Annotated in this window: 19 protein-coding genes, 1 pseudogene and 1 riboswitch; of the genes and pseudogenes, 8 read left to right on the forward strand and 12 right to left on the reverse strand. The window is 71.1% G+C overall.

What is annotated here, in order from left to right:
• Together AB0C16_RS24565 and AB0C16_RS24570 are read right to left on the reverse strand one after the other, a co-directional pair.
• Positions 1-438 carry an SRPBCC family protein gene (locus AB0C16_RS24565; RefSeq protein ID WP_357686241.1) on the reverse strand — a complete coding sequence of 146 codons (438 nt, stop codon included), beginning with the start codon at positions 436-438 and terminating at the stop codon, positions 1-3.
• Positions 439-507: 69 nt separating this feature from the next.
• Complete coding sequence (locus AB0C16_RS24570; RefSeq protein WP_357686242.1) at positions 508-1,275, reverse strand: metallophosphoesterase; 768 nt, start codon at positions 1,273-1,275, stop codon at positions 508-510.
• 137 nt (positions 1,276-1,412) lie between these two features.
• Between AB0C16_RS24570 and AB0C16_RS24575 the strand changes: the two genes are divergently transcribed.
• From AB0C16_RS24575 to AB0C16_RS24590, 4 genes are all read left to right on the forward strand, one after another.
• Positions 1,413-3,191, forward strand: a complete 1,779-nt coding sequence (locus AB0C16_RS24575; protein ID WP_357686243.1) for an AMP-dependent synthetase/ligase — start codon at positions 1,413-1,415, stop codon at positions 3,189-3,191.
• A gap of 301 nt (positions 3,192-3,492) precedes the next feature.
• Positions 3,493-3,675, forward strand: coding sequence for a ferredoxin (locus AB0C16_RS24580; protein WP_357686244.1), 183 nt, complete (start codon positions 3,493-3,495; stop codon positions 3,673-3,675).
• A 14-nt stretch (positions 3,676-3,689) separates the two neighbouring features.
• Positions 3,690-5,060, forward strand: coding sequence for an FAD-dependent oxidoreductase (locus tag AB0C16_RS24585; protein ID WP_357686245.1), 1,371 nt, complete (start codon positions 3,690-3,692; stop codon positions 5,058-5,060).
• Positions 5,061-5,090: 30 nt separating this feature from the next.
• Positions 5,091-6,308 carry a cytochrome P450 gene (locus AB0C16_RS24590; protein WP_357686246.1) on the forward strand — a complete coding sequence of 406 codons (1,218 nt, stop codon included), beginning with the start codon at positions 5,091-5,093 and terminating at the stop codon, positions 6,306-6,308.
• A 244-nt stretch (positions 6,309-6,552) separates the two neighbouring features.
• On the opposite strand, the gene AB0C16_RS24595 is transcribed toward AB0C16_RS24590, so the two are convergent.
• A complete protein-coding gene (locus tag AB0C16_RS24595; RefSeq protein ID WP_357686247.1) occupies positions 6,553-7,320 on the reverse strand; it encodes a DeoR/GlpR family DNA-binding transcription regulator in 768 nt (255 codons plus the stop codon).
• 263 nt (positions 7,321-7,583) lie between these two features.
• Here AB0C16_RS24595 and AB0C16_RS24600 point away from each other — a divergent pair, with 263 nt between their 5' ends.
• The 3 genes and pseudogenes from AB0C16_RS24600 (at position 7,584) to AB0C16_RS24610 (ending at position 10,656) form a co-directional block, all read left to right on the forward strand.
• On the forward strand, positions 7,584-8,870 hold the full coding sequence (locus AB0C16_RS24600) for an ABC transporter substrate-binding protein (protein ID WP_357686248.1): 1,287 nt from the start codon (positions 7,584-7,586) through the stop codon (positions 8,868-8,870).
• A 44-nt stretch (positions 8,871-8,914) separates the two neighbouring features.
• A pseudogene (locus AB0C16_RS24605) lies at positions 8,915-9,742 on the forward strand (sugar ABC transporter permease); the annotation flags it as partial.
• Entirely contained in the window at positions 9,739-10,656 is a 918-nt protein-coding gene (locus AB0C16_RS24610) for a carbohydrate ABC transporter permease (RefSeq protein WP_357686249.1), read from the forward strand. The pseudogene AB0C16_RS24605 and the gene AB0C16_RS24610, both read left to right, overlap by 4 nt.
• Before the next feature lie 11 nt (positions 10,657-10,667).
• On the opposite strand, the gene AB0C16_RS24615 is transcribed toward AB0C16_RS24610, so the two are convergent.
• The 7 genes from AB0C16_RS24615 to AB0C16_RS24645 form a co-directional block, all read right to left on the reverse strand.
• Positions 10,668-11,753 carry a glycosyltransferase family 4 protein gene (locus AB0C16_RS24615; protein WP_357686250.1) on the reverse strand — a complete coding sequence of 362 codons (1,086 nt, stop codon included), beginning with the start codon at positions 11,751-11,753 and terminating at the stop codon, positions 10,668-10,670.
• Complete coding sequence (locus AB0C16_RS24620) at positions 11,750-13,246, reverse strand: M48 family metallopeptidase (protein ID WP_357686251.1); 1,497 nt, start codon at positions 13,244-13,246, stop codon at positions 11,750-11,752. Before AB0C16_RS24620 ends, AB0C16_RS24615 begins: the two co-directional genes overlap by 4 nt.
• Positions 13,247-13,258: 12 nt before the next feature.
• Positions 13,259-14,179: a hypothetical protein gene (locus AB0C16_RS24625; RefSeq protein ID WP_357686252.1), complete on the reverse strand. Its 921-nt coding sequence runs from the start codon at positions 14,177-14,179 to the stop codon at positions 13,259-13,261.
• Positions 14,180-14,250: 71 nt separating this feature from the next.
• Positions 14,251-14,868 carry a C40 family peptidase gene (locus tag AB0C16_RS24630; RefSeq protein WP_357686253.1) on the reverse strand — a complete coding sequence of 206 codons (618 nt, stop codon included), beginning with the start codon at positions 14,866-14,868 and terminating at the stop codon, positions 14,251-14,253.
• A 58-nt stretch (positions 14,869-14,926) separates the two neighbouring features.
• A riboswitch (cyclic di-AMP (ydaO/yuaA leader) is annotated at positions 14,927-15,085 on the reverse strand.
• A gap of 266 nt (positions 15,086-15,351) precedes the next feature.
• Positions 15,352-15,528, reverse strand: coding sequence for a hypothetical protein (locus tag AB0C16_RS24635; RefSeq protein ID WP_357686254.1), 177 nt, complete (start codon positions 15,526-15,528; stop codon positions 15,352-15,354).
• Between the two features lie 66 nt (positions 15,529-15,594).
• Entirely contained in the window at positions 15,595-16,569 is a 975-nt protein-coding gene (locus AB0C16_RS24640) for a C40 family peptidase (protein WP_357686255.1), read from the reverse strand.
• Positions 16,570-16,652: 83 nt separating this feature from the next.
• Positions 16,653-17,975 carry an NYN domain-containing protein gene (locus AB0C16_RS24645; RefSeq protein ID WP_357686256.1) on the reverse strand — a complete coding sequence of 441 codons (1,323 nt, stop codon included), beginning with the start codon at positions 17,973-17,975 and terminating at the stop codon, positions 16,653-16,655.
• A 143-nt stretch (positions 17,976-18,118) separates the two neighbouring features.
• Here AB0C16_RS24645 and AB0C16_RS24650 point away from each other — a divergent pair, with 143 nt between their 5' ends.
• The gene (locus AB0C16_RS24650) at positions 18,119-19,189 is read left to right on the forward strand and encodes a phosphotransferase family protein (RefSeq protein WP_357686257.1); all 1,071 of its coding nucleotides are present in this window, start codon (positions 18,119-18,121) and stop codon (positions 19,187-19,189) included.
• Here the strand turns inward: AB0C16_RS24650 and AB0C16_RS24655 are convergent.
• Both AB0C16_RS24655 and AB0C16_RS24660 read right to left on the reverse strand, forming a co-directional pair.
• On the reverse strand, positions 19,179-19,829 hold the full coding sequence (locus tag AB0C16_RS24655; RefSeq protein WP_357686258.1) for a response regulator transcription factor: 651 nt from the start codon (positions 19,827-19,829) through the stop codon (positions 19,179-19,181). The two genes, AB0C16_RS24650 and AB0C16_RS24655, sit on opposite strands and share 11 nt — an antisense overlap.
• Complete coding sequence (locus AB0C16_RS24660) at positions 19,826-21,025, reverse strand: histidine kinase (protein WP_357686259.1); 1,200 nt, start codon at positions 21,023-21,025, stop codon at positions 19,826-19,828. The genes AB0C16_RS24655 and AB0C16_RS24660 overlap by 4 nt, the downstream gene beginning before the upstream one ends.
• Between the last annotated feature and the right edge of the window lie 33 nt (positions 21,026-21,058).

Below are 21,058 nucleotides of genomic sequence, written 5' to 3' on the forward strand. Positions count from 1 at the left end.
TCAGCGGCCTTCGACGCGCTTCTTGAGGCCCTTGAGCGCGGTGTCCACGATCACCTTCTCCGCCTTGCGCTTGATCATGCCGATCATCGGCACCTTGAGGTCGACCGAGAGCTCGTACGTCACGTCGGTGCCCCTGCCCGCGCTCGTCAGCAGGTAACTCCCGGCGAGCTCGGAGATCATCTTGCCCGGCTCGACCACCCGCCAGCTGACGCCCTCGTCGTCGCGCCAGGTGTAGCCGAGGGTGTAGGCGTCGCTGATCACTCCGGCGTCGAGGACGAACCGCACCGTCTCGGCCCGGCCGTCGGCTCCGGCGCTGAGGACCTCGGCGCTCTTCACCTGACCGGCCCACTCGGGGTAGGCCGGGAAGTCCGCGATGACCGCCATCACGCCCGCTCGATCGGCGTCGACGGTGATGCTCGAAGTGGTGCGATCAGCCATGCGACCACCGTAGTGCAGAATCCGCTCCTCGCGGTGGACCGCTGGACCAGGCCCACCGTCCCGGTCGGGTCACCATTCGAGGACGTACGGAACGCCCTTTCCGCGGAAGTGGCCGACGTTCACGCACTCCGTGCGGCCGATGCGGGTGCGCCGCGCGAGCGGCTGGTGAACATGGCCGAACAGGGCGTAGCGCGGCTGCGTCCGGCGGATCGCCTCCAGCGTGGCCTCGCTGCCCCGCTCCAGCCGCCGGGCGACCACGTCGTACAGCAGCTCCGGCACCGCGGGCGGGATGTGGCAGCACAGCACGTCGACCTCGCCGACCGCCTCCACCTTCGCGGCGTACTCCTCGTCGCTGATCTCGTACGGCGTGCGGTATTCGGTCTTGAGACCGCCGCCGACGAACCCGAACCGCAGGCCGCCGATCTCCACGCTCTGGCCGTCGAACACCTGGTGGCCCTCGCGGAGGTAGTCGCCCCACAGCCGCGGGATGTCCACGTTGCCGTAGGTCAGGTAGGCGGGCTCGGGCATGGCGGCGAACAGCCTGGCGTACTGGGCCCGCACGTTGCGTTCGATGTGCTCGCGCGGATCGCCGTCGAGGGTGGCCCACAGCCGGGCCGACATGGCCCTGGCCTCGTCGAACCTCTTGGCCGTGCGCAGCCCGATGAACTCCGCTGCCCGCTCGGCCCCGAACAGGTCGGCGAAGATGCCCTGCGCGTGGTCGTCGTAGTCGATGAAGAGGATCAGGTCGCCCAGGCAGACCAGCGCGTCGGCGCCGTCTCCGGCCCTGGCCAGCGCCTCGGCGCTGCCGTGGACATCGCTGACGACATGGACCCTCATGCGGGGAATCCTACGAGTAACGGCTGCTAGCGTGATGAACGGCCTTGATAACGCCTGGATGACGAAGCTACCGGCGCGTAACTTATCCCGGTAACGTCCTGGCCGTCCCCGATGCGTGCACCCGGAGGAGCTGATCCGTGCGCGAGTACAACGTCCCCGTGCTGGTGGATGTGCCTGCCACCGCGAGCCTGCCCGACACGATCTTCGAGCGTGGCGAGCGGGATCCCGGCGCCGTGGTCATGCGCCGCAAGGTCGGCGACGCCTGGCCGGCCGTCACCGCCGGCGAGCTGCGCGACCAGGTCGCCGCGCTGGCCAAGGGGCTCATCGCGGCGGGCGTCGAGCACGGCGACCGGGTCGCGCTGATGTCGCGCACCCGCTACGAGTGGACGCTGATCGACTACGCGATCTGGTCGGTCGGCGCGGTCACCGTGCCGATCTACGAGACCTCCGCCGTCGAGCAGGTCGCCTGGATCCTGTCCGACAGCGGCGCCAAGGCGGTGTTCGTCGAGCTCGACACGCACGAGGCGACCGTGCGCGAGGCGGCGCCCGGCCTCAAGGGCGTCTGGCGGGTCGAGGCCGCGCTGGACGGCTCGCTCGGCGGCGCCGAGGTGGACGAGCAGGTCCTGGCCGGGCGCAGGCAGGGGGTGGGCGGGGCCGACCTGGCCACGATCGTCTACACCTCGGGCACCACCGGCAGGCCCAAGGGGTGCCGCATCACCCACGACAACCTGTTGTTCACCGCCCGCAACGTGGTGAAAGGGCCCCTGGAGCCGCTGTTCGGCGGCCCGGCCCCCGCGGCGCTGTTGTTCCTGCCGCTGGCGCACATCTTCGCCCGGATGATCCAGGTCGCGCTCGTCGAGGCGGGCGCGATCCTGGCGCACACCCCCAACATGAAGAACGTCGCCCCCGACCTGGCCGACTTCAAGCCGACGTTCCTGCTGGGCGTGCCGAGGGTCTTCGAGAAGGTCTACAACGGCGCCGAGCAGAAGGCCGTCGCGGGCGGCAAGGGCAAGATCTTCGCCCGGGCCGTGGAGGTGGCCATCGCCTACAGCAGGGCCGAGGGCTCCGGCGGCGCCGGTCTCGGGCTGCGCCTGCGCCGCGCGCTGTTCGACAGGCTCGTGTACGGCAAGATCCGCGCGGCCACCGGCGGCCGCCTCAGCGCGGCGGTCTGCGGCGGCTCGGCCCTCGGCGAGCGGCTCGGCCACTTCTTCAGGGGCATCGGGATCGAGGTCTTCGAGGGGTACGGCCTGACGGAGACCTCCGCCCCCTGCACGGTCAACATGCCCGGCGCGAACAAGATCGGCACCGTGGGCAAGCCGCTGCCCGGCGTCACCATCCGGATCGGCGACGACGGCGAGATCCTCGCCAAGGGCCGGCACGTCTTCCACGGCTACTGGAACAACGACCAGGCCACGGCCGACGTCTCCGACGCCGACGGCTGGTACCACACGGGCGACGTCGGCGAGCTGGACTCCGACGGCTACCTGCGGATCACCGGCCGCAAGAAGGAGATCCTGGTCACCGCGGCGGGCAAGAACGTCGCGCCGGGCCCGCTGGAGGACACGCTGCGGGCCCACCCGCTGATCTCCCAGGCCATGGTCGTCGGCGACGACCGGCCATTCGTCGCCTCCCTGATCACGCTGGACCCCGAGGCGCTGGAGCAGTGGAAGTCGGCCAACGGCCGGACCGGGGCCTCGCTCGCCGACCTGCGCACCGACCCGCTCATCCAGGCCGAGGTACGAAGCGCGGTGGACCGGGCCAACGCCTCGGTGTCGAAGGCGGAGCAGATCAAGAAGTTCGCGATCCTGGACACGGACATCACCGAGGAGAGCGGTCATCTGACGCCCACCCTCAAGATCAAGCGCAATGTCGTCCTGCGCGACTTCGCCGCCGACATCGAGGCCCTCTACGCCTGAGCCCACCCACCACCTCGCCGGACGCAGAGCCGACACCCACGACCGCGACCCCGACTCGGGCGGGGGCGAGATGCGCCGGTCGGCGGCGGCGGCGGGAGCGACCGGCGACCTACTCCCCTGCTGGGCGGAATCCGGGTTCTCACCCTCGTGCTGCACGGGGAGCGGGACCCGATGATCCGGCCCCGGGCCGCGCGGGAGATCGCGGACGCCGTTCCGGGGTGGGCGTCCGATTTTTTCCCTAACGTTCCTTTCTTCCCTTTCTGGAAATGAGGAGGGGTGAGGTGATGGAGGGAGTGGTGGGATGCGGATCGTTGTGGACCTCACCCGCTGCCAGGGCTATGCGCAGTGCGTGTTCCTTGCGCCGGAGGTGTTCCAGCTGCACGGGGAGGAGGCGCTGCTGTACGCCCCGGCCGTCCCCGACGACCAGCTGGAACGGGTGCCAGGCCGCGGCGGCTTGTCCGGTCCAGGCCATCCTCCTCGGTGAGGAGGTGAGCCCCGGTGGCCGGTGACCTGCGGGAGGGGCGGATCGTCATCATCGGCGCGTCGCTGGCCGGGCTGCGGGCCGCCGAGACGCTGCGCGAGGAGGGTTTCTCTGGCTCGCTGACCCTGGTGGGAGATGAGCCCCATCCGCCCTACGACAGGCCGCCGCTGTCCAAGCAGGTGCTGCTCGGCCAAGCGGCGGCGGACGCCACCGGGCTGCCGATGCGCCGGGACCCGGACGCCGACTGGCGGCTCGGGGTTCCGGCCACCGGTCTGGACCCTCTCGGAAAACGCGTGGTGCTGGCCGACGGCGAGTCGCTGCCCTTCGACCGGCTGCTGATCGCAACCGGGACCCGGGCGCGGCCCTGGCCCAACCCAGAGGAGGCCACCCTGGACGGGGTGTTCACCCTGCGCACCTGCGATGACGCTGGACGGCTGGCCGAGAGGCTGGCCGCCGGACCGCAGCGGGTGCTGGTGATCGGCGGCGGCTTCACCGGCTCGGAGATCGCCTCGGCCTGCCGGGAACGGGGACTGGAGGTCACGGTCGCCGAACGCGGCCCCGCACCCCTGGTGGGCGCTCTCGGCGGCACCCTGTCGAAGCTTGCCGCCAGACTGCAGCGGGCCCACGGCGTGGACCTGCGCTGCGGGGCGATGGTCACCGCCCTGCACGGGGACGGGAACTGCCGTTTCACCGGTGCGGACCTGTCCGACGGCAGCCACGTCGACGCGGACGTGTGCGTCGTCGCGTTGGGAGCGGTCCGCAACGTCGAATGGCTGGCGGACTCCGGGCTGGCAGCGGGCCCGCGCGGAATCGCCTGCGACGCCGGGTGCCGGGCCTTCAACATGTACGGGATCGTCACCGACGACGTCTTCGTCGCCGGTGACGTCTCCCGCTTCCCCCACCCGCTGTTCGAGTACCAGATGCTCTCCTTGGAGCACTGGGGCAACGCGGTCGCACAGGCCGAGGTGGCGGCCTGCAACATGGTCAATCCGGGGCCGCTGCGGCGTCCCCACCTTGCGCTCCCGACGTTCTGGTCGAGCCAGTTCGGGCTCAACATCAAATCGGTGGGCGTCCCCACCTTCTCCGACCAGGTCGTCATAGCGCAGGGCTCGCTGGAGGAGCGCCGTCTGGCGATGGTGTACGGCTACCGGGGCCGGGTCACCGCCGCGGTCACCGTCAACATGGCCAAGTCGCTCGAGTACTACCAGCACCTGATCGAGACCGCCGCCCCATTCCCGCCCGCGCTCGGCGCGGCGGACCGTCCGGTCGCGGCCGACATCCCGCTTCCCTCCGATGTGCCGGATCCGAAGAGGCTTTCCCACAGCCCTACCGTCGCGCTCACCGGTCATCTGCCGGACCGCCGGCTGACCGTGGTGCGGCCTGGCTGACCCTTCCGCTCGTCCACGAGGAGCCGAACCATGACCGCCGACACTCTGCTGGAACGGATCACCGACTACGCCAACCGCCCCAACCCCTACCCCCTGTACGCGGAACTCCGCGAAGCCGGTCCCGTGGTGCGGCAGGCAGACGGCAGCTACCTGGTCGGCACCTACCACGAGATCACCGCCCTGCTCCACGACCCGCGGATCAGTGCCGATCCCCGTAGCCGTGCGGCCCCAGCCCCCGGCCTGTCCGAGGAGGCGCCGCAGCCGCCCTTCCTGCGGCTCGACGACCCCGAGCACCACAGGCTGCGCACCCTGGCCATGCGACCGTTCGGCCCGCCGCACAGCCCCGGCCGGATCGACGCCATGCGCGGCCAGATCACCGAACTCACCGAGGAACTGATCGAGGCGCTCCGGGACCGCCCCCGGATCGACATCGTCGACGACTTCGCCTACCCGCTGCCCGTCACGGTCATCTGCCGGCTGCTCGGCGTCCCGCGCGAGGACGAACCGCTATTTCGGCAATGGTCCGACGCAGTCGTCGCGTCCGCCGACGTCAGGCCGGGAGAGGACACCACCGAGCGGGACCGGGCGGGCCAACAGGCCCGGATCGAGATGGGCCGGTACCTGATTGATCTCGCCGAGCAGCACCGCGGCCAGCACGGTGACGACATGCTCTCCGCCTTCATCAACGAACCGGACCCGGCCATGCGGCTCACCCGCGGAGAACTGGCGGAAACCGCCGTGCTGCTGCTCATCGCCGGACACGAGACCACGGTCAACCTGATCACCAACGGGGCACTCACCCTGCTGCGCTACCCCGACCAGCTCGACCGGCTGCGCCGTGACCCCGGCCTGCTGCCCAGCGCGGTGGAGGAACTGCTGCGCTACGAGCCCCCGGTGCACATGCGCGAGCGCATCCCTCTCGCCGACATCGAGATCGCCGGCTTTACGATCCCCAAAGGCGCGTCCCTGGTACTCGTGCTCGCCTCAGGCAACCGCGACCCCAAACGGTTCCATGAGCCCGACCGGTTCGACCCCACCCGCCCGGACAACCAGCACCTCGGCTTCGGCAGCGGCATCCATCTGTGCTACGGCGCACCGCTCGCCCGGATCGAAGCCCACATCGCACTCGGCGCGCTGATCCCCCGCCTCGGCACCGCAACTCTGGCCCAGGATCCGCCGCCCTACCGGCACAACGCCATGCTGCGCGGACCCCGCCACCTCCCCATCGAGGTGCAACAGCCTGCCTGACACCCGCGCGAGCCGGCCCCGAACCCAGACGTGTCCCTGGCGGCGCCATCGCAGCGCCCCTCAGGGCGGGCGACACGGCGCACCGCGCCGGTGTCGCGGGCCGGCACCGCGTCCCAGTCGAGCAGACGCCTACGTGGCTTTTGCTGCCGCCAGGCCGCCAACCGAGATGGAGATAGATCGTTTTGGACCCTAACGACGGACGGCGGTTGCAGGCGAAGTGCGTCCGCCTCCCGGGGAGGTCCGGTCAGGCGATGACCAGCTCGCCCACGTGCTCGGCCAGCACGCTTCTGGCCGGATCGGGCAGGCCCGCGTCGGAGACGAGCACGTCGGCCTCGCCGAGCCGGGCGATGGTGCTGATCCCGACCGTGCCCCACTTGGTGTGGTCGGCCAGCACGACGAGCCTGCTCGCCGCCTCGACCAGGGCGCGGTCGGTCTCGGCCTCCATCATGTTCGGCGTGGTGAACCCGGCCCGGACCGTCATCCCGTGCACGCCGAGAAACAGGACGTCCACGTTGAGCAGGCGGATCGCGGCCACGGCGACGGGGCCGACGAGCGCGTCGGACGGGGTGCGCACGCCGCCGGTGAGCACGACCGTCTGGTCCGGCCGGCCGGCGTGCTGGAAGACGTCGCCGATCCGCACCGAGTTGGTCACGACGGTCAGGCCGGGCATGTTGACCAGCCGGTGGGCGAGCGTGTAGGTCGTGGTGCCGGCCGAGAGCGCCACCGCGGTGCCGGGCCGCACCATGCTCGTCGCGCGGCGCGCGATGGCCTGTTTCTCGTCCTCCTGCTGCACCGACTTCGCGGCGAAGCCGGGCTCGTCGGTGGAGCCGGTGCCGATGACCGTGGCGCCGCCGTGCACCTTGGCCAGCAGCCCGCGCTCGGCGAGCGCCTCGAGGTCGCGGCGGATGGTGATGTCGGAGACGCCGAACTCGCGCACGAGGTCGACGACCCTGACACCCCCGTTCAGACGGACGAGCTCCAGAATGGCCTGCTGCCGCTGCGGGGCGAGCATCGCATCACCAGATCCCAACACTTTCCGACAGCCGTTGGGGGAATCATGACACGCCCTCGCCGCAGGGCAAGGCTGAGCTTGGGGAACGGGTCCGTGGCGATGGTGAATCCTGAACGGTTGTGGCGGGTTGTGCAGGGCCTTGGCGGCGGCTGCCAGTGATTCGTCATGAAATCGTGCGTTGACAGTGCGAAATGTTGGCTTTTCGATGAATGAAGGTGAGCGAACTCGGGGGAACTTGAGGGTCCGGGCAAGGAGGAACCACCGTGAACCAACGCATGCCCCTCTCCCGCCGCAACTTACTCCTCGGCGCGGCCGCCACGTTCGGCGTGCCCGCCGTCCTGGCCGGCTGCGGCTCCGGCCAGCCCGCCACACCGGGCCAAGCCTCCGGCAGCAGCCTGGGGACCGTCACGATCGGCTCCAACGCCTCCGACGAGGTGCCGAAGAAGTCTCTCGCCACGGTGCTGGAGAGCTTCACCTCCGCCCAGGTGAAGATCAACACCGTGGACCACAACACGTTCCAGGAGAACATCAACCGCTACCTCAGAGGCACCCCGGAGGACGTGTTCACCTGGTTCGCGGGCTACCGGATGCAGTTCTTCGCCGAACAGGGGCTGACGACCGACATCTCGGACGTGTGGCGGGAGATCGGCGGCGACTACACCCCCGCCTTCAAGGCCGCCTCCACCGGCAGCGACGGCAAGCAGTACTTCGTGCCGTTCACCTACTACCCATGGGCGGTCTTCTACCGCAAGAGCCTCTGGGCGGAGAAGGGCTACGAACCACCCGCGACGCTGGACGAGTTCACCGCGCTGGCCAGGAAGATGAAGGCAGACGGGCTGATCCCGATCGCGTTCGCCGACAAGGACGGCTGGCCCGCCATGGGCACGTTCGACATCATCAACATGCGGACCAACGGCTACGACTTCCACATCTCGCTCATGGCCGGCAAGGAGACGTGGACCGACCCCCGGGTCAGGCAGGTCTTCGACACCTGGCGGGGGCTGATGGAGTTCCACCAGCCGGCGGCGCTGGGACGCACCTGGCAGGAGGCCGCGCAGTCGCTGCAGCAGAAGAAGACCGGCATGTACCTGCTCGGGATGTTCGTCGCCCAGCAGTTCCCGGAGAGCGAGCGTGACGACATCGACTTCTTCACCTTCCCCGAGATCAACCCCGCCCACGGCACCGACTCGATCGACGCCCCCATCGACGGCTACATGATCTCGGCCAAGGCCAAGAACGTCGAGGGAGCCAAGGCGCTGCTCACACACCTCGCCCAGGCCTCGTCGCAGAACATCGCCACCAAGCTGGACCCGGGCACGCTGGCCGCCAGCTCCAAGGCCGACACCTCCGGCTACAGCGCCCTGCAGAAGCGCGGAGCCGAGCTGGTGTCCAAGGCGTCGCACATCGCGCAGTTCCTCGACCGCGACACGCGGCCGGACTTCGCCTCCACCGTGATGATCCCGTCACTGCAGTCGTTCGTCGGCAAACCCAACGAGATCGACTCGCTGCTCTCCAGCATCGAGAAGCAGAAGGTCAACATCTTCCGCTGATGGCAGTCAAGACCCGCCGCTACTCCGGCCGCGACGTGACCATCCTGGTCATCGGGCTGGGGGTGGCCATCGTCGTCAACGTGGGCCTCATCTGGGGGCCCACGCTGGCCAGCGTGGGCCTGTCCGGCACCGACTGGAACGGCATCGGGCCCCTCGAGTGGATCGGCGGGCAGAACTACGCCGATCTGGCCGACGAATACCCGCCGTTCTGGTCGGCCGTCCGCAACAACCTGCTCTGGCTGGGCTTCCTCGGGCTGATCGCGACGCCGTTCGGATTGTTCTGCGCGGTGCTCCTGGACCGGCGGCTGCGGCTGTCGCGGGTCTACCAGAGCGCGCTGTACATGCCGGTCGTGCTGTCGCTCGCGGTCGTGGGGTTCATCGCGCAGCTCGTCTACTCCTCCGACTACGGCGTGCTCAACGCCGTCACCGGGCTCACCGTCGACTGGCTGGGCGACCGGTCGATCAACATCTGGGTGGTCATGGTGGCCGCCGGGTGGCGGCACGTCGGCTACGTGATGATCATCTATCTGGCCGGGCTGAAGGCGGTCGATCCCGCGCTGAAGGAGGCCGCGGCCATCGACGGGGCCGGCGAGTCGCAGACGTTCTTCCGGGTGGTGTTCCCGACACTGCGGCCGATCAACGTGATCGTGCTGGTCATCACGGTGATCGAGGCGCTGCGCGCGTTCGACATCGTCTACGCCATCAACCGGGGCAGGAACGGGCTGGAGCTGCTGTCCGTGCTGGTCACCGAGAACATCGTGGGCGAGGCCAGCAGGATCGGGTTCGGCTCGGCCATCGCGGTGATCCTGCTCGCCATCTCGCTCGGGTTCATCGTGACCTACCTGTCGCAGCTGTTCAGGGAGGAACGTTGACGCTCACCGCGCCCGTCCCGGCCAGGACGTCGCAGCAGCCGCCCGCGCCGGCGCGGCACCCGGTGCGGCCGCTGCGGATCCTGCTGCACGTCTTCCTCGTCATGGTGGCGCTGGGCTGGCTGATGCCACTCGCGCTGGCGGTCTACGCCTCGCTGCGCCCGTACGACGAGACGGCCCGGCTGGGCTACTTCTCGCTGCCCGAGCACCTGACCCTCGACTACTACGGGCAGGCGTGGAGCCAGGCGGAGCTGCCCCGCTACTACCTCAACACGCTCATCATCGTGGTGCCCGGCGTGCTGATCACGCTGCTGCTGGCGTCGTTCACCGCGTTCGCGATCGCACGGCTGCGCATCCCCGGCCGCAAGGCGCTGCTGATCGTCTTCACCGCGGGCAACCTGCTGCCGCCACAGGCGCTACTCACCCCGCTCTACACGCTCTACACGATGGTCCCGCTGCCCGGGTGGCTGTCGGACTCCCAGTCGCTGTACGACTCCTACCTCGGGCTGATCCTCGTCCACGTGGCGTTCCAGTTCGGCTTCTGCGTGTTCGTGATCGCGAACTTCATGCGCACGATCCCGGAGGAGATCAACGAGGCGGCGCTGGTCGACGGGGCGAGCGTGTGGCGGCGCTACTGGCAGCTGACGCTGCCGCTGTGCCGTCCCGTGCTGGCCGCGCTGTCCACGCTGCAGTTCACCTGGATGTACAACGACTTCCTGTGGGCGCTGGTGCTGATGTCCTCGGGCGACAAGCTGCCGATCACCTCGGCGCTGAACAACCTGCGCGGTCAGTTCTTCACCGACTACAACCTGCTGGCTGCCGGGTCGGTGCTGGTGGCGCTGCCGACGCTGATCGTCTTCCAGCTCCTGCACAAGCAGTTCGTCGCCGGGCTCACACTCGGCTCCACCAAGGGCTAGGAGGGGACGTCTCAGAGCAGCGCGCGGAAGCGGGCCGCGACCAGGTCCCAGGTCCACTCGCGGACGATCCAGTCGCGGCCGCCCGCGCCCATCTTGCGCGCCCGTTCGGGGTCGCCGAGCAGCTCGACCAGCGCCGCGGCGACCTCGCCCACGTCGGTGCCGTCGACGACGAGGCCGGTCTCGCCGTGGCGCACGGCGTCGGGGGCGCCGCCCGAGGCGCCCGCGACGACCGGCAGGCCGGTCGCCGACGCCTCCAGGAACACGATGCCCAGCCCCTCGACGTCGACCCCGCCCATCCTGGTGCGGCACGGCATGGCGAACACGTCGGCCGCGGCGTAGTGGCCGGGCAGGCTGGCCGCCGGAACGGTGCCGGTGAAGCGGATCGACTCGTGCCCGCCCGCCAGCCTGCGCAGCCTGCCGAGGTAGGGACCGCCGCCCACGAGCAGCAGAACCGCGTCGGGCACCGACTTCAGCACCTCGGGCCAGGCTCTGATCAGGGTGTCCTGGCCCTTGCGCGGCACCAGCCTGGACACGCAGGCCACCACCGGCCGCCCGCCGAGGCCCAGCTCGGCCCTGGGCGCGCCGGGACGGAACTGGCCGGTGTCCACGCCGGGCGCCAGGCGCACCAGCTTGCCCGGCGAGATCGCGGCCGCCAGCCGGCTGCGGGTGTATTCGCCGAGGTAGGTCACCACGTCGGCGTGCTCGCCGATCCGGCGCAGCGCCGCGCGGAAGCCCGGCGCCGCGGCCCAGGCGGCCTCGTGGCCGTGGGTCAGCATCACCACCCGCCGCGCGCCCGCCGCACGCAACCGGGGTGCGAGCAGCCCCAGCGGGGCCGCCGCGCCGAACACCACGGTCTCCGCTCCGTGCTCGGCGACGAGCCTGGCCGCCCTGCGGGCGACGCCGGGGGTGGGCAGCATGAGCGAGGTGGCGTGGCGGACGACAGGGTAGGGCTGGCGGCGGTCGAACTCGGCGCACCCCGGCCAGGCCGGGGCGTAGACGGCCACGCCGGGGGTGCGCAGGGCGAGGCCGTGGACGAACGACTGGATGCCGCCCGGCCTGGGCGGGAAGTCGTTCGTGACGATGACCACGCCGGTCACGGCGCCGGGACGCCGTTCAGCCCGGCCCAGGCGCGGGCCAGGGCGATGCGCTCGGGGGTGGAGGGATGGGAGGCGTAGAGCACGTACTCCACGGCATCCGGTGACAGGTCGGAGATGTTGGTGATCGCCAGGCGTCTCTGCATCGCGACGAACGTGGCCGGATCCCTCGTCAGGTCCAGGGCGTGCACGTCGGCCCGGGCCTCGACGTGGCGGCTGATGGCGTTCTGGGCGGGGCCGGACAGCAGGCCGGCCAGGCTCATCAGGCCCAGGATCACGCCGACCGCCTTCGGGTCGGCCATCGAGCCGGCCTTGGTGCGCCGGCGTACCAGGTCGAAGGCCAGGAAGAGCAGCCCCGCGCCGAAGGCGGCGGCCAGCCCGCCGATGAGCGTGCCGTTGAGCACGTCGCGGTGCTCGGCGTGCCCCAGCTCGTGCGCGGCGACCAGCTCCACCTCGGCCTGCGGGGCCTTGAGCAGCGTGTCGTAGACCACGATCCGGCGCGTGGCGCCGAACCCGGAGACGTAGGCGTTCAGCGCGGTCGTGCGGCGCGAGGCGTCGGCGACCAGCACGTCCTCGACCGGCACGCCGTCGCGTTCGGCCATGGCCAGCAGGTTGGTGCGCAGGGAGCCGGCGGGCATGGAGTGGAAGTCGTTGAAGAGCGGCTCGAACACCACGGGGTAGACGAACGAGGCGGCCACCGTCAGCGCGAACGCTCCAGCCGCGGCCGGGATCCACCAGCGCCTCATCCTGCGCGCCAGCGCCACCACGGCCAGCACCATGACGGACAGCAGCACGATGTTCACGCCCATGCCCTTGAGCCGGTCGCCGGTCCACGCCGCCCAGTCCTGCGTGGACAGGCCGTAGTCACGCAGCCGGACCTCGAACCACATCCCGAGCGGCCACCGTACGGCCTCCACGAGCGCGGTGAGCAGCAGCACGCCCAGGACCACCCGCAGCCACCACGGCCCCCTGAGCCTCCCGAGCAGCCTCGCGCCGAGCGGCGTGAGCACCAGCAGGCCGGCGAACAGGAAGCCGAGCCCGTAGGACAGGTAGCTCGGCGCACTGATGGCGGCGTCGAACGCGGCCGCCCGGGCGATCTGGGCGGCGCTGAAGTCGCGCGCCGGGTCGGGCGCCACGTCCGGAGCACCGGCCGGCAGGGCCTGCCACGGAGTGGTGAACGCCACGACGGCCACGATGGCGGCGCCGAGCACGGCCAGCGCCGCGCCCGCCTCCCACCGCAGCCGCCGCCTCTCTCCGTCGCCGTCCTCTCCTGCCGGCCCGGGGTTCTCGCACGGCGCGCCCTCGGGCTCGGACGGGGTGGCGGTGGAGCCCGCCGGCCCGCCCGGCCCGCCCGGCGCGCCCCTGGTGTCCCTAGTGTCCTTGGTGTCCCTAGTGTCCCTGGTGTCCCTGGTGTCCTTGGTGTGGTCCCTGGTGTCCTTGGCGTCCCTGGCGTCCTTGGCGTCCCTGGCGTCCTTGGCGTCCTGCCGATCGTCCATGCGCGCGTCCCCTTACGCCAGTTGCCGGCGCACGTACGCGCGCCACTGTGCCGTCAACGTGCCGACCGAGAGCCCCGCCGAGGCCAGCGCCCGGTCGACTCCTGCCCTCTGGGCATCACGGTAGAGCCTCACCAGAGTCCCTTCGCCGGACCGCTCGGCCAGGAAGCGACACGCCAGCCACGCCTCCTGGTAAGAGCGGGCCAGGCGCTCGGTGTCGTCCGTGGGCGCGAACGCCGCCGGCCCGGGAAGTTCGCGGGGCGGCCGCCCGGCCCGCACCTCGGCGGCCAGCTCCGCGGCGGCCACCGGCACGGCCAGCCCCGCGTCGCGGTAGCCGACGTAGTCGGCGAATCCCTCGTACAGCCAGGCGGGCAGCCCCTCGGTGCCCGCGGCGACGTGGGTGAGCTCGTGCGCCAGGACGACGTCGCGGCCGGTCGGGGTGAGCCGGGCGAAGTTCTCCGGCACCACGATCACCCGGCCCGCGTCCGCCACGGCCGCCAGCCCGTCCACCCCGGCGACCCCGGCCAGCCGCGCCGCCTCCCCCGCCGAGCCGGGCACCAGCACGACAGGACGCACCGGCTGCCCGAGCACCGCCGCGACCCGCTCGCCGGCCAGGTCGGCCCGGCGGGCCAGGTCACCGAGCAGCTCGCGGTCGGCGCCGGGATGCCCGGCGACGACCGCGCGCACGCCGCGCGAGACGCGCGCGCCGGGCCAGATCCCCCGCGCCTCGGGCGGCAGGCCCTCGGACGAGGACATGATCATCCCGGGATGCGAGCGACCCGGGGAGGGTGTGACGGGTCCGGACGGGGTCACCGGGAGACCGGCGGAGGCGGCGGACGGCACGGCGGACGTGGGGCCGAGCGGCCCGGCCGCGGACGGCAGCGCGAGGAGCAGCAGGGCCGCCAGCACGGCTCGACGGCTCACCTGCGCGGACACGTTGACCGATGGTAGTCGGCCCGGGCACGCGAGAGCCCCGTCCCGGAGGGGACGGGGCTCTCGTGACGAGGTCACACCCCGGGACGTACCGCGCCCACGAACGACGACTTGCGCCACCCGCTGACCTTCTCGATGCGAACCGTGAGGCCGGTCCTCGGCGAATGGATCATCTTGCCGTTGCCGACGAACATGCCCACGTGGCCGAGCCCGCGAAAGAACATCAGGTCTCCCGGCCGGAGGTTCTTCCAGGAGACCTTCTTGCTGATGCGTGCGTACTGGCTGTTCGTCACGCGCGGGATCTTCACCCCGGCCTTCCTCCAGGCGTACTGGACGAGGCCGGAGCAGTCGAACGAACCCGGTCCGGTGGCACCGTACCGGTAGGGGTCACCGAGCTGGTCCTTGGCCACGGCGACGGCCGCGCGGGCCTTCGCCAGTTGCCGTGCGACCTTCGATCTCTTCGCGGTGGCCTTTCCCTTCACCGACTTGACGGCCGCCGACCCGGCGGCCGTCCGCACCGTGGAGGTCACGGTGGACGTCACCGGGGACGTCATGGTGGATGTCACGGTGGACGTCGTCGGAGACGTCACCGTGGTCGTCGCGGAAGATGGGGCCGAGCCGCTCGTCGTCGCCGCCTGGGCCTGGGCGGGGTGCGCCAGACCTCCGGCCGTCACGGTCATCGTGAGTGCCACACCACTCAGGGCAAGGCGGGACAGACGGGGGTTTTGCGAGGTAGACAGGATTTCTCCTTGAATCTTCCACGAACGCCTACCGGGTTAGCTGACGGATTCGGGCCTGGAAGTCGCCCTACGGCGCGATGCGCGCCGATTCACCCCTGATCCCACGGGAGGGATCGATGGGTCCCCGGTTCCGTGCCTCCTGGCTGCACGGATTCGGCAGGTCACCGGCCACGAGTCCGAGGCGAGCGGTGACCGGCGGATCTTTTATCTCGTCCACATCGGAGGACCGATGTCGGTGGGCGGCGAACATGGCGTGCTCGCCGCGACGCCAGAACCTACGCCGGTTTGTCACGAACAAGCAAAGACGGAGTCAACGTGTAAAGATCCGACAAAGGGGTCAGTAAGGTGACGAGCCCCTGTTAACCGGGGGGTTCCGTTATGAGAATGTGACCCTTCTCACACTTGACGAAGCCCTCGCGTGTCAGGTCCCAATTGTCACTTCTGTCCCGCTGCCACCTTGAACCCCGTCGGCTGGAGCGTCCCGGCCGCGATCCGCTCCCGGTCGATCCGCCACAGCTCTCCGGCGATCTCCCCGATGTCGGACGTCAGGCTGCCGCCGAGGCCGCCGAGATAGCGGGACAGGTACGGCTCGCGCCTTACGTCGTCGATCACGCCCTGTCCCGCCGGTGGCGGGAAGTGCCGGCCGCTCCGTCGCCCTGCTCGCGCGCTGAGCGGCTCTCAGGGCCGTACGGCGCCCACGAGGCGGCGGCCGTAGCCGGAGAGGGTGGAGACCTTCACCACGTCGCCCGTCTGCGGGGCGTGGACGATCTGCCCGTTGCCCGCGTAGATGCTGACGTGTCCCAGGCCCTCGCTGAAGATCAGGTCGCCGGGCTGCAGGTCGTCCAGGGAGACCTTCCGGCTGGCGCCCCACGACCACTGCTGCCAGGTGGTGCGCGGCAGCGTGACGCCGCCCGCGCGCCAGGAGGCCTGGGTCAGCCCCGAGCAGTCGTAGCCGCGCGGGCCGGTGCCGCCGAACACGTACGGCTTGCCGACCTGCGCGTAGGCGAACCTGAGCACGGCGGCCGCGTTGCCCGAGGCGGGGCCGGTGTACTTGATGCCGGTGCTGTTGGGGTCGCCTGCCTTGTAGGCGCCCAGCCTGTCGAGCAGCTTGCGCTGCTGGGCGATGAGCCTGAGCACCTCGGCGCGTTCCTTCTGGACCACGTCGCGTTCCTTGTCGGCCGCGGCCAGGGCGCCCTCGGCCTTGTCGCGCTCGGCCTTGAGGCCGCGGTTCTCCCTGTCGAAGGCCGCGAGCTTCTGCGCCCGCTCCTGCGACAGCTGCCCGGCCAGGGCCATGCCGCCCAGCAGGTAGGTGGGGTTGTCGGCGCCGACCATGGCGGGCCAGGAGGTGACGTCACCGCCCAGCTTGTAGGTGTCGACGGCCATCGAGATCACCTGCGAGCGCAGCTCGGCGACCGTGGCGAGCTTGCGCTTGTAACCGGTGTCGAGCTCGGTGTAGCGCGCCTTGGCGTGCTTGTGCTTCTCGGTCGCGGTGTTGTAGCGGTCGACGACCTTGTCGGCCTTGTCGTTGAGCTTCTCGAGCTTGGCCTTCGCCTGCGCGATCGTGGGCCGGGGATCGGCGAGCGCTCCACTCGTGGGAGACAACAGCAGCCCGATCGCGAAACCCGCGGCCACCGGCACCCGGCCTAACCTCACAGCGTCGCCTCCAAGGACTCACCCTGGGGCGAAATAGTACAGAAGTGGTGGGTGTGAACTCACCTAAACGTCAGATTCGTAATCTACGCGCGGCCGAGCCGGCGCAGCAGCACGTTCGCCGGAACCGGTCTGGCTCCCATCCGGCGGACGGACTCGGCCACCTCGCGGTCGGAGGAGACCACGGCGATGGCCCGTCCGGGCGGCTCGGCGCGGACGAGCTGGCGGATCAGGTCGTCGGCGATCTCGCCGGGCGCGCTGAACAGCACCCGCACCCCGCGCGGCGCCACCACCTGGACCGGCGCGTTGAGCTCGGCGCCGTCGAAGACCACGGTCACCTCGACCCGGGTCTGCGCGACCAGCCCGCCGAGGCCGGTCATGAGGCGGTTGCGCTGGTCGGCCAGCGTGAGCGTGCCGTAGCCGGACTTGGTCACGTTGTAGCCGTCGATGATCACATGCACCTGCGGCAGCCCGAGCAACTGGTCGAGCAGTTGCGGGTCGTCGTCGGACAGCGCACGGGCGGGAACCCCGCGCACACCGGGACGCTCGCCCGCGACGCCCGCGACCGAGTCGGCGGGCCTGCTGATCGTGGTGGGCAGGGCCAGCTCCCTGCGCAGCCCGGCCGAGGCGTCCTGCAGCGCGTCGAGCAGCACCCTGACGCGCGCGTCCTCGATGCTCCTGCCCTCGCGGGCGGCCCGGCGCGAGGCCTCGAGCTGTTTCTCCACGTCGGCCAGGCGCTCGCGCAGCCGGCGCAGCTCGGACTCCCCCGCGCTGCCCGCCGCCGAGGCGGCCGACCTCGCCTCCTCGGCCGCCTGCTCCATCTCCTCGGCCCGCCGCACGGCGGCCTTGGCCCGCTCGCGGGCGTCGTGGAGCTTGCGGCGCAGGTCGGAATTCTCCACTCGGGCGATCTTGATCTGCTCGCGCAGCCGATCGGACTCCTCCTTGGCCGCGCTCTTCTGGGCGAGCAACTGCTCGCGCAGCCGGGACACGACCTCCTCGCGCTCGGAGCCCTCGGCCGCGACCGCGGACTGCTCCAGGTCGGCCCGCGCCGCCTCGACGATCTCCGCCCAGCCGGGCGGGCGCGTCAGGTAGGCGGTGGCGGCCACCAGCACGGGGTCGGCGGCGGGCGGCACGCTGCCCTCGGCCAGCGAGGCGACGAGCTCCGGCCAGCCGGCGGTCACCGACTCGGCGACCGCCTCGCGGAACTCCTTGTCGTTCTCCAACTGGGCGGCGATGGGAGCGCTGCCCAGTTTGGCGCGTTTACGGGGGTCGAATTTGGCGATGCCGCGCAACGGCAGCGGCACGGAGGCAGGGGGCATCGAACCGAGAACTTGGGCCGCCAGGTCGACTACATTGAGCCGCACCTGCTCGGGAAGCGGGCGAGACAGGCCTTCACCCGCTGAACTCATCCTCTGTCCCTTCGTGACATGCCCTTTCAGACAAGGGTACGGCTGCCGGGTACCTGACCGTAACGGCCACCCCTGTATGGACAAGCGCTTGGTTGAGGTATACGACTCGAACCTGGACCGGTGTTCACCAAGGAGGCCCCGCCGTGACGAAGGAGATGCGCACGTCCACCCGTGACCTCGACGAACTCCGTCACCGGATGGGAGTCTGGCTCCGCGCGCGAACCGGGGGCCCGGTCGTCGTCTCCGAGCTGTCGAGGCCGTCGAGCAACGGCATGTCCAGCGAGACGCTCTTCTTCACCGCCTCCCACCGGGGGCGGCACGACCGCTTCGTGGCCAGGCTGGCGCCGGCGGCCGAGGCGGTGCCCGTCTTCCCCTCGTACGATCTGCGCGCCCAGTTCGAGGTCATGCGCCTGGCCAGGGAGAAGGCCGGGATCCCGGCCCCGCGGACACTCTGGTTCGAGCCGGATCCGGCGCCGCTCGGCACGCCGTTCTTCGTCATGGAACGCCTGGACGGCGAGGTGCCGCCGGACGTCATGCCGTACACGTTCGAGGGCTGGCTGCTGGACGCCGCGCCCGAGCGCAGGCGCGCGTTGCAGGACGCGACGGTGGGGATCGTGGCGTCGCTGCACGACGCGGCGTTCACCGCGGACGACCTGGGGGTGCTCGGCGCGCTCGGCGGGGGCGGGCTGCGCGAGCACGTGGACGCGCAGCGCGCCTACTACGCGTGGGCGCACGGCGAGCGGCCCATCCCGCTGCTGGAGCGGGCGTTCGACTGGCTGGAGGCGCACTGGCCGGCCGATCCGGGGCCGGACGTGCTCGGCTGGGGTGACGCGCGGATCGGGAACGTGGTCTACGACGACTTCACGCCGGTGGGGGTGCTCGACTGGGAGATGGCCGCGGTGGGGCCGCGCGAGCTGGACCTGGCATGGATGATCTTCCTGCACCGCTTCTTCCAGGACCTCACCGAGTCGATGGGGTTGCCCGGAATTCCGGATTTCATGCAACGCGACGACGTTTGCCAGAAATATCGCGAGCTAACCGGATACATCCCTAAAAATATGGACTTCTACGAGCTGTACGCGGCTCTCAGGCACGGCATCATCATGGCCCGCGTATGGCAGCGCAGGGTCCACTTCGGCGAGCAGCCCCGGCCCGACGACCCCGACGACCTGGTGCTGCACCGGCCCACGCTGGAGCGGATGCTCAGAGGCTAGCGTCGTAGACCAGGAGCGCGATCTGCACCCGGTTGTTCAGCGCCAGCTTGGTGAGGATGCGCGAGACGTGCGCCTTGACCGTCGCCACGCTCATGAAGAGCTCCCGGCCGATCTCCGCGTTGGACCTGCCCTGGCCGACGGCCAGCGCCACCTCCCGCTCCCGCTCGCTGAGCCGGGCGAGCAGGGCGCGCGCCCGGTCGGTGCGGCCGCCCGGGCCGTCCTCGGACACATGCGCGATCAGCTGCCGCGTCACCGCCGGCGACAGGATCGGCTCGCCCGCCGCCACCCTCCGGATCGCCCCGACCAGCTCGGCCGGCGGGATGTCCTTGAGCAGGAAGCCCGCCGCCCCGGCCCGCAGGGCGCGCAGCACCTGGGCGTCGGCGTGGAACGTGGTGAGCACCAGCACCTCGGGCGGCGCCTTGGTGGCCCGCAGCCTCTCGGTCGCGGTGAGGCCGTCGACGCCGGGCATCCGGATGTCCATCAGCACGACGTCGGGCCGGTGCTCGGCCACCAGCGGCGGCACCCGCGCCCCGTCGTCCGCCTCGCCGACGATCGCGATGTCGTCCGCCCCGCCGAGGATCATCGACAGCCCGGCCCGCACGAGCGCGTCGTCGTCCACGATGAGCACCTTGATCGTCATGGCGTCCACGGTAACCAGGCCCGCAGCCGGAAGTCACCCTCGGGCGCGGCGCCGTACTTCAGCCGCCCGCCCGCGAGCTCGACCCGCTCGATCAGGCCGATCAGCCCGGCTCCGGCCCCGGGGATGCGCGAGCTCCGCCCGGCCCAGAGCGGGTTGCGCACCTCGACGGTCAGGCCCTCGCCGGGCGCGCCCGACACGGTGACGGCGACCGGCGCCCCGCCCGCGTGCTTGCGCGCGTTGGTGAGCGCCTCCTGCACGACGCGGTAGGCGTTGCGGCCGAGCCCCTGCGGCACCTCCTGCGGCGCGGGCCCGGGCATCGACAGCGACACCTCCATGCCCGCCCGCCGGCACTCCTCGACCAGCGCGGGCAGGTCGGCGAGCGTGGGCTGGGGCCGGTCGGGCACGGGGTCGTCCTGCGGGGAGGCGGGATGGCGCAGCACGCCGATCACCTCGCGCAGGTCCTGCAGCGCCTGGTGGGCGCTGTCCCTGATCGCGCCCGCGGCCCGGGCGATCTCCTCGGCCGGGGCGTCGGGCCGGAACTCCAGGGCGCCCGCGTGCAGGCTGAGCATCGAGATGCGGTGCGCCAGCACGTCGTGCATCTCCCTGGCGATCCGCTCGCGCTCCAGCCGTCTGGCCTCCCCGGCCGCGATGATCGCGCGCTGCCGGAGCGACCACACCAGCTGCCGCCTAGCCCGCACCACGATGCCCCACGCGAACACGGTCAGCACGATGGCCACCCCGAGGATCAGCTCCCCCGCCGGGCCGAGGTCCGGATCGGGCCTGAGCAGCACGTACGGCACCAGCGCGACCAGGCTGAACAGAACGAACGGGCCCGAGATCCGGAACGGCCGATGGACGGCCACCGTGAACAGGCCGACGACCGCGGCCCCGCCGACCAGCGCCAGGCAGGACGAGAGCGCGGTGGTGACGAGCGCGAACCCGAGCGGCCACCTGCGGCGCAGCCACACCGCCGCGCAGGCCAGCACGCCGGCGACCTGCTCGACGATCACCAGTGGGCGCGGCACCCCGGTCAGCTCGGACGCGGTCAGGAGGGTGAGGCCGCAGGCGGCGAGGAACATCACGACGTCGACGATCCAGTCGCGGGTCGAGCGCCGCGCCGGGGGCCCGTCGCCACCGTCGCCCAGCAGGACGGAGGGCAGCGCCCAGTGGTATTCGTGCTCGCGCCGCTCGCTCACGGGTCCCGAGGTTACGGCCTCCCCCCGGCCGCC

Origin of the sequence: Nonomuraea sp. NPDC048916, assembly GCF_040649575.1 — a bacterium.
In the GTDB taxonomy this organism is placed as follows: Bacteria; Actinomycetota; Actinomycetes; order Streptosporangiales; family Streptosporangiaceae; genus Nonomuraea.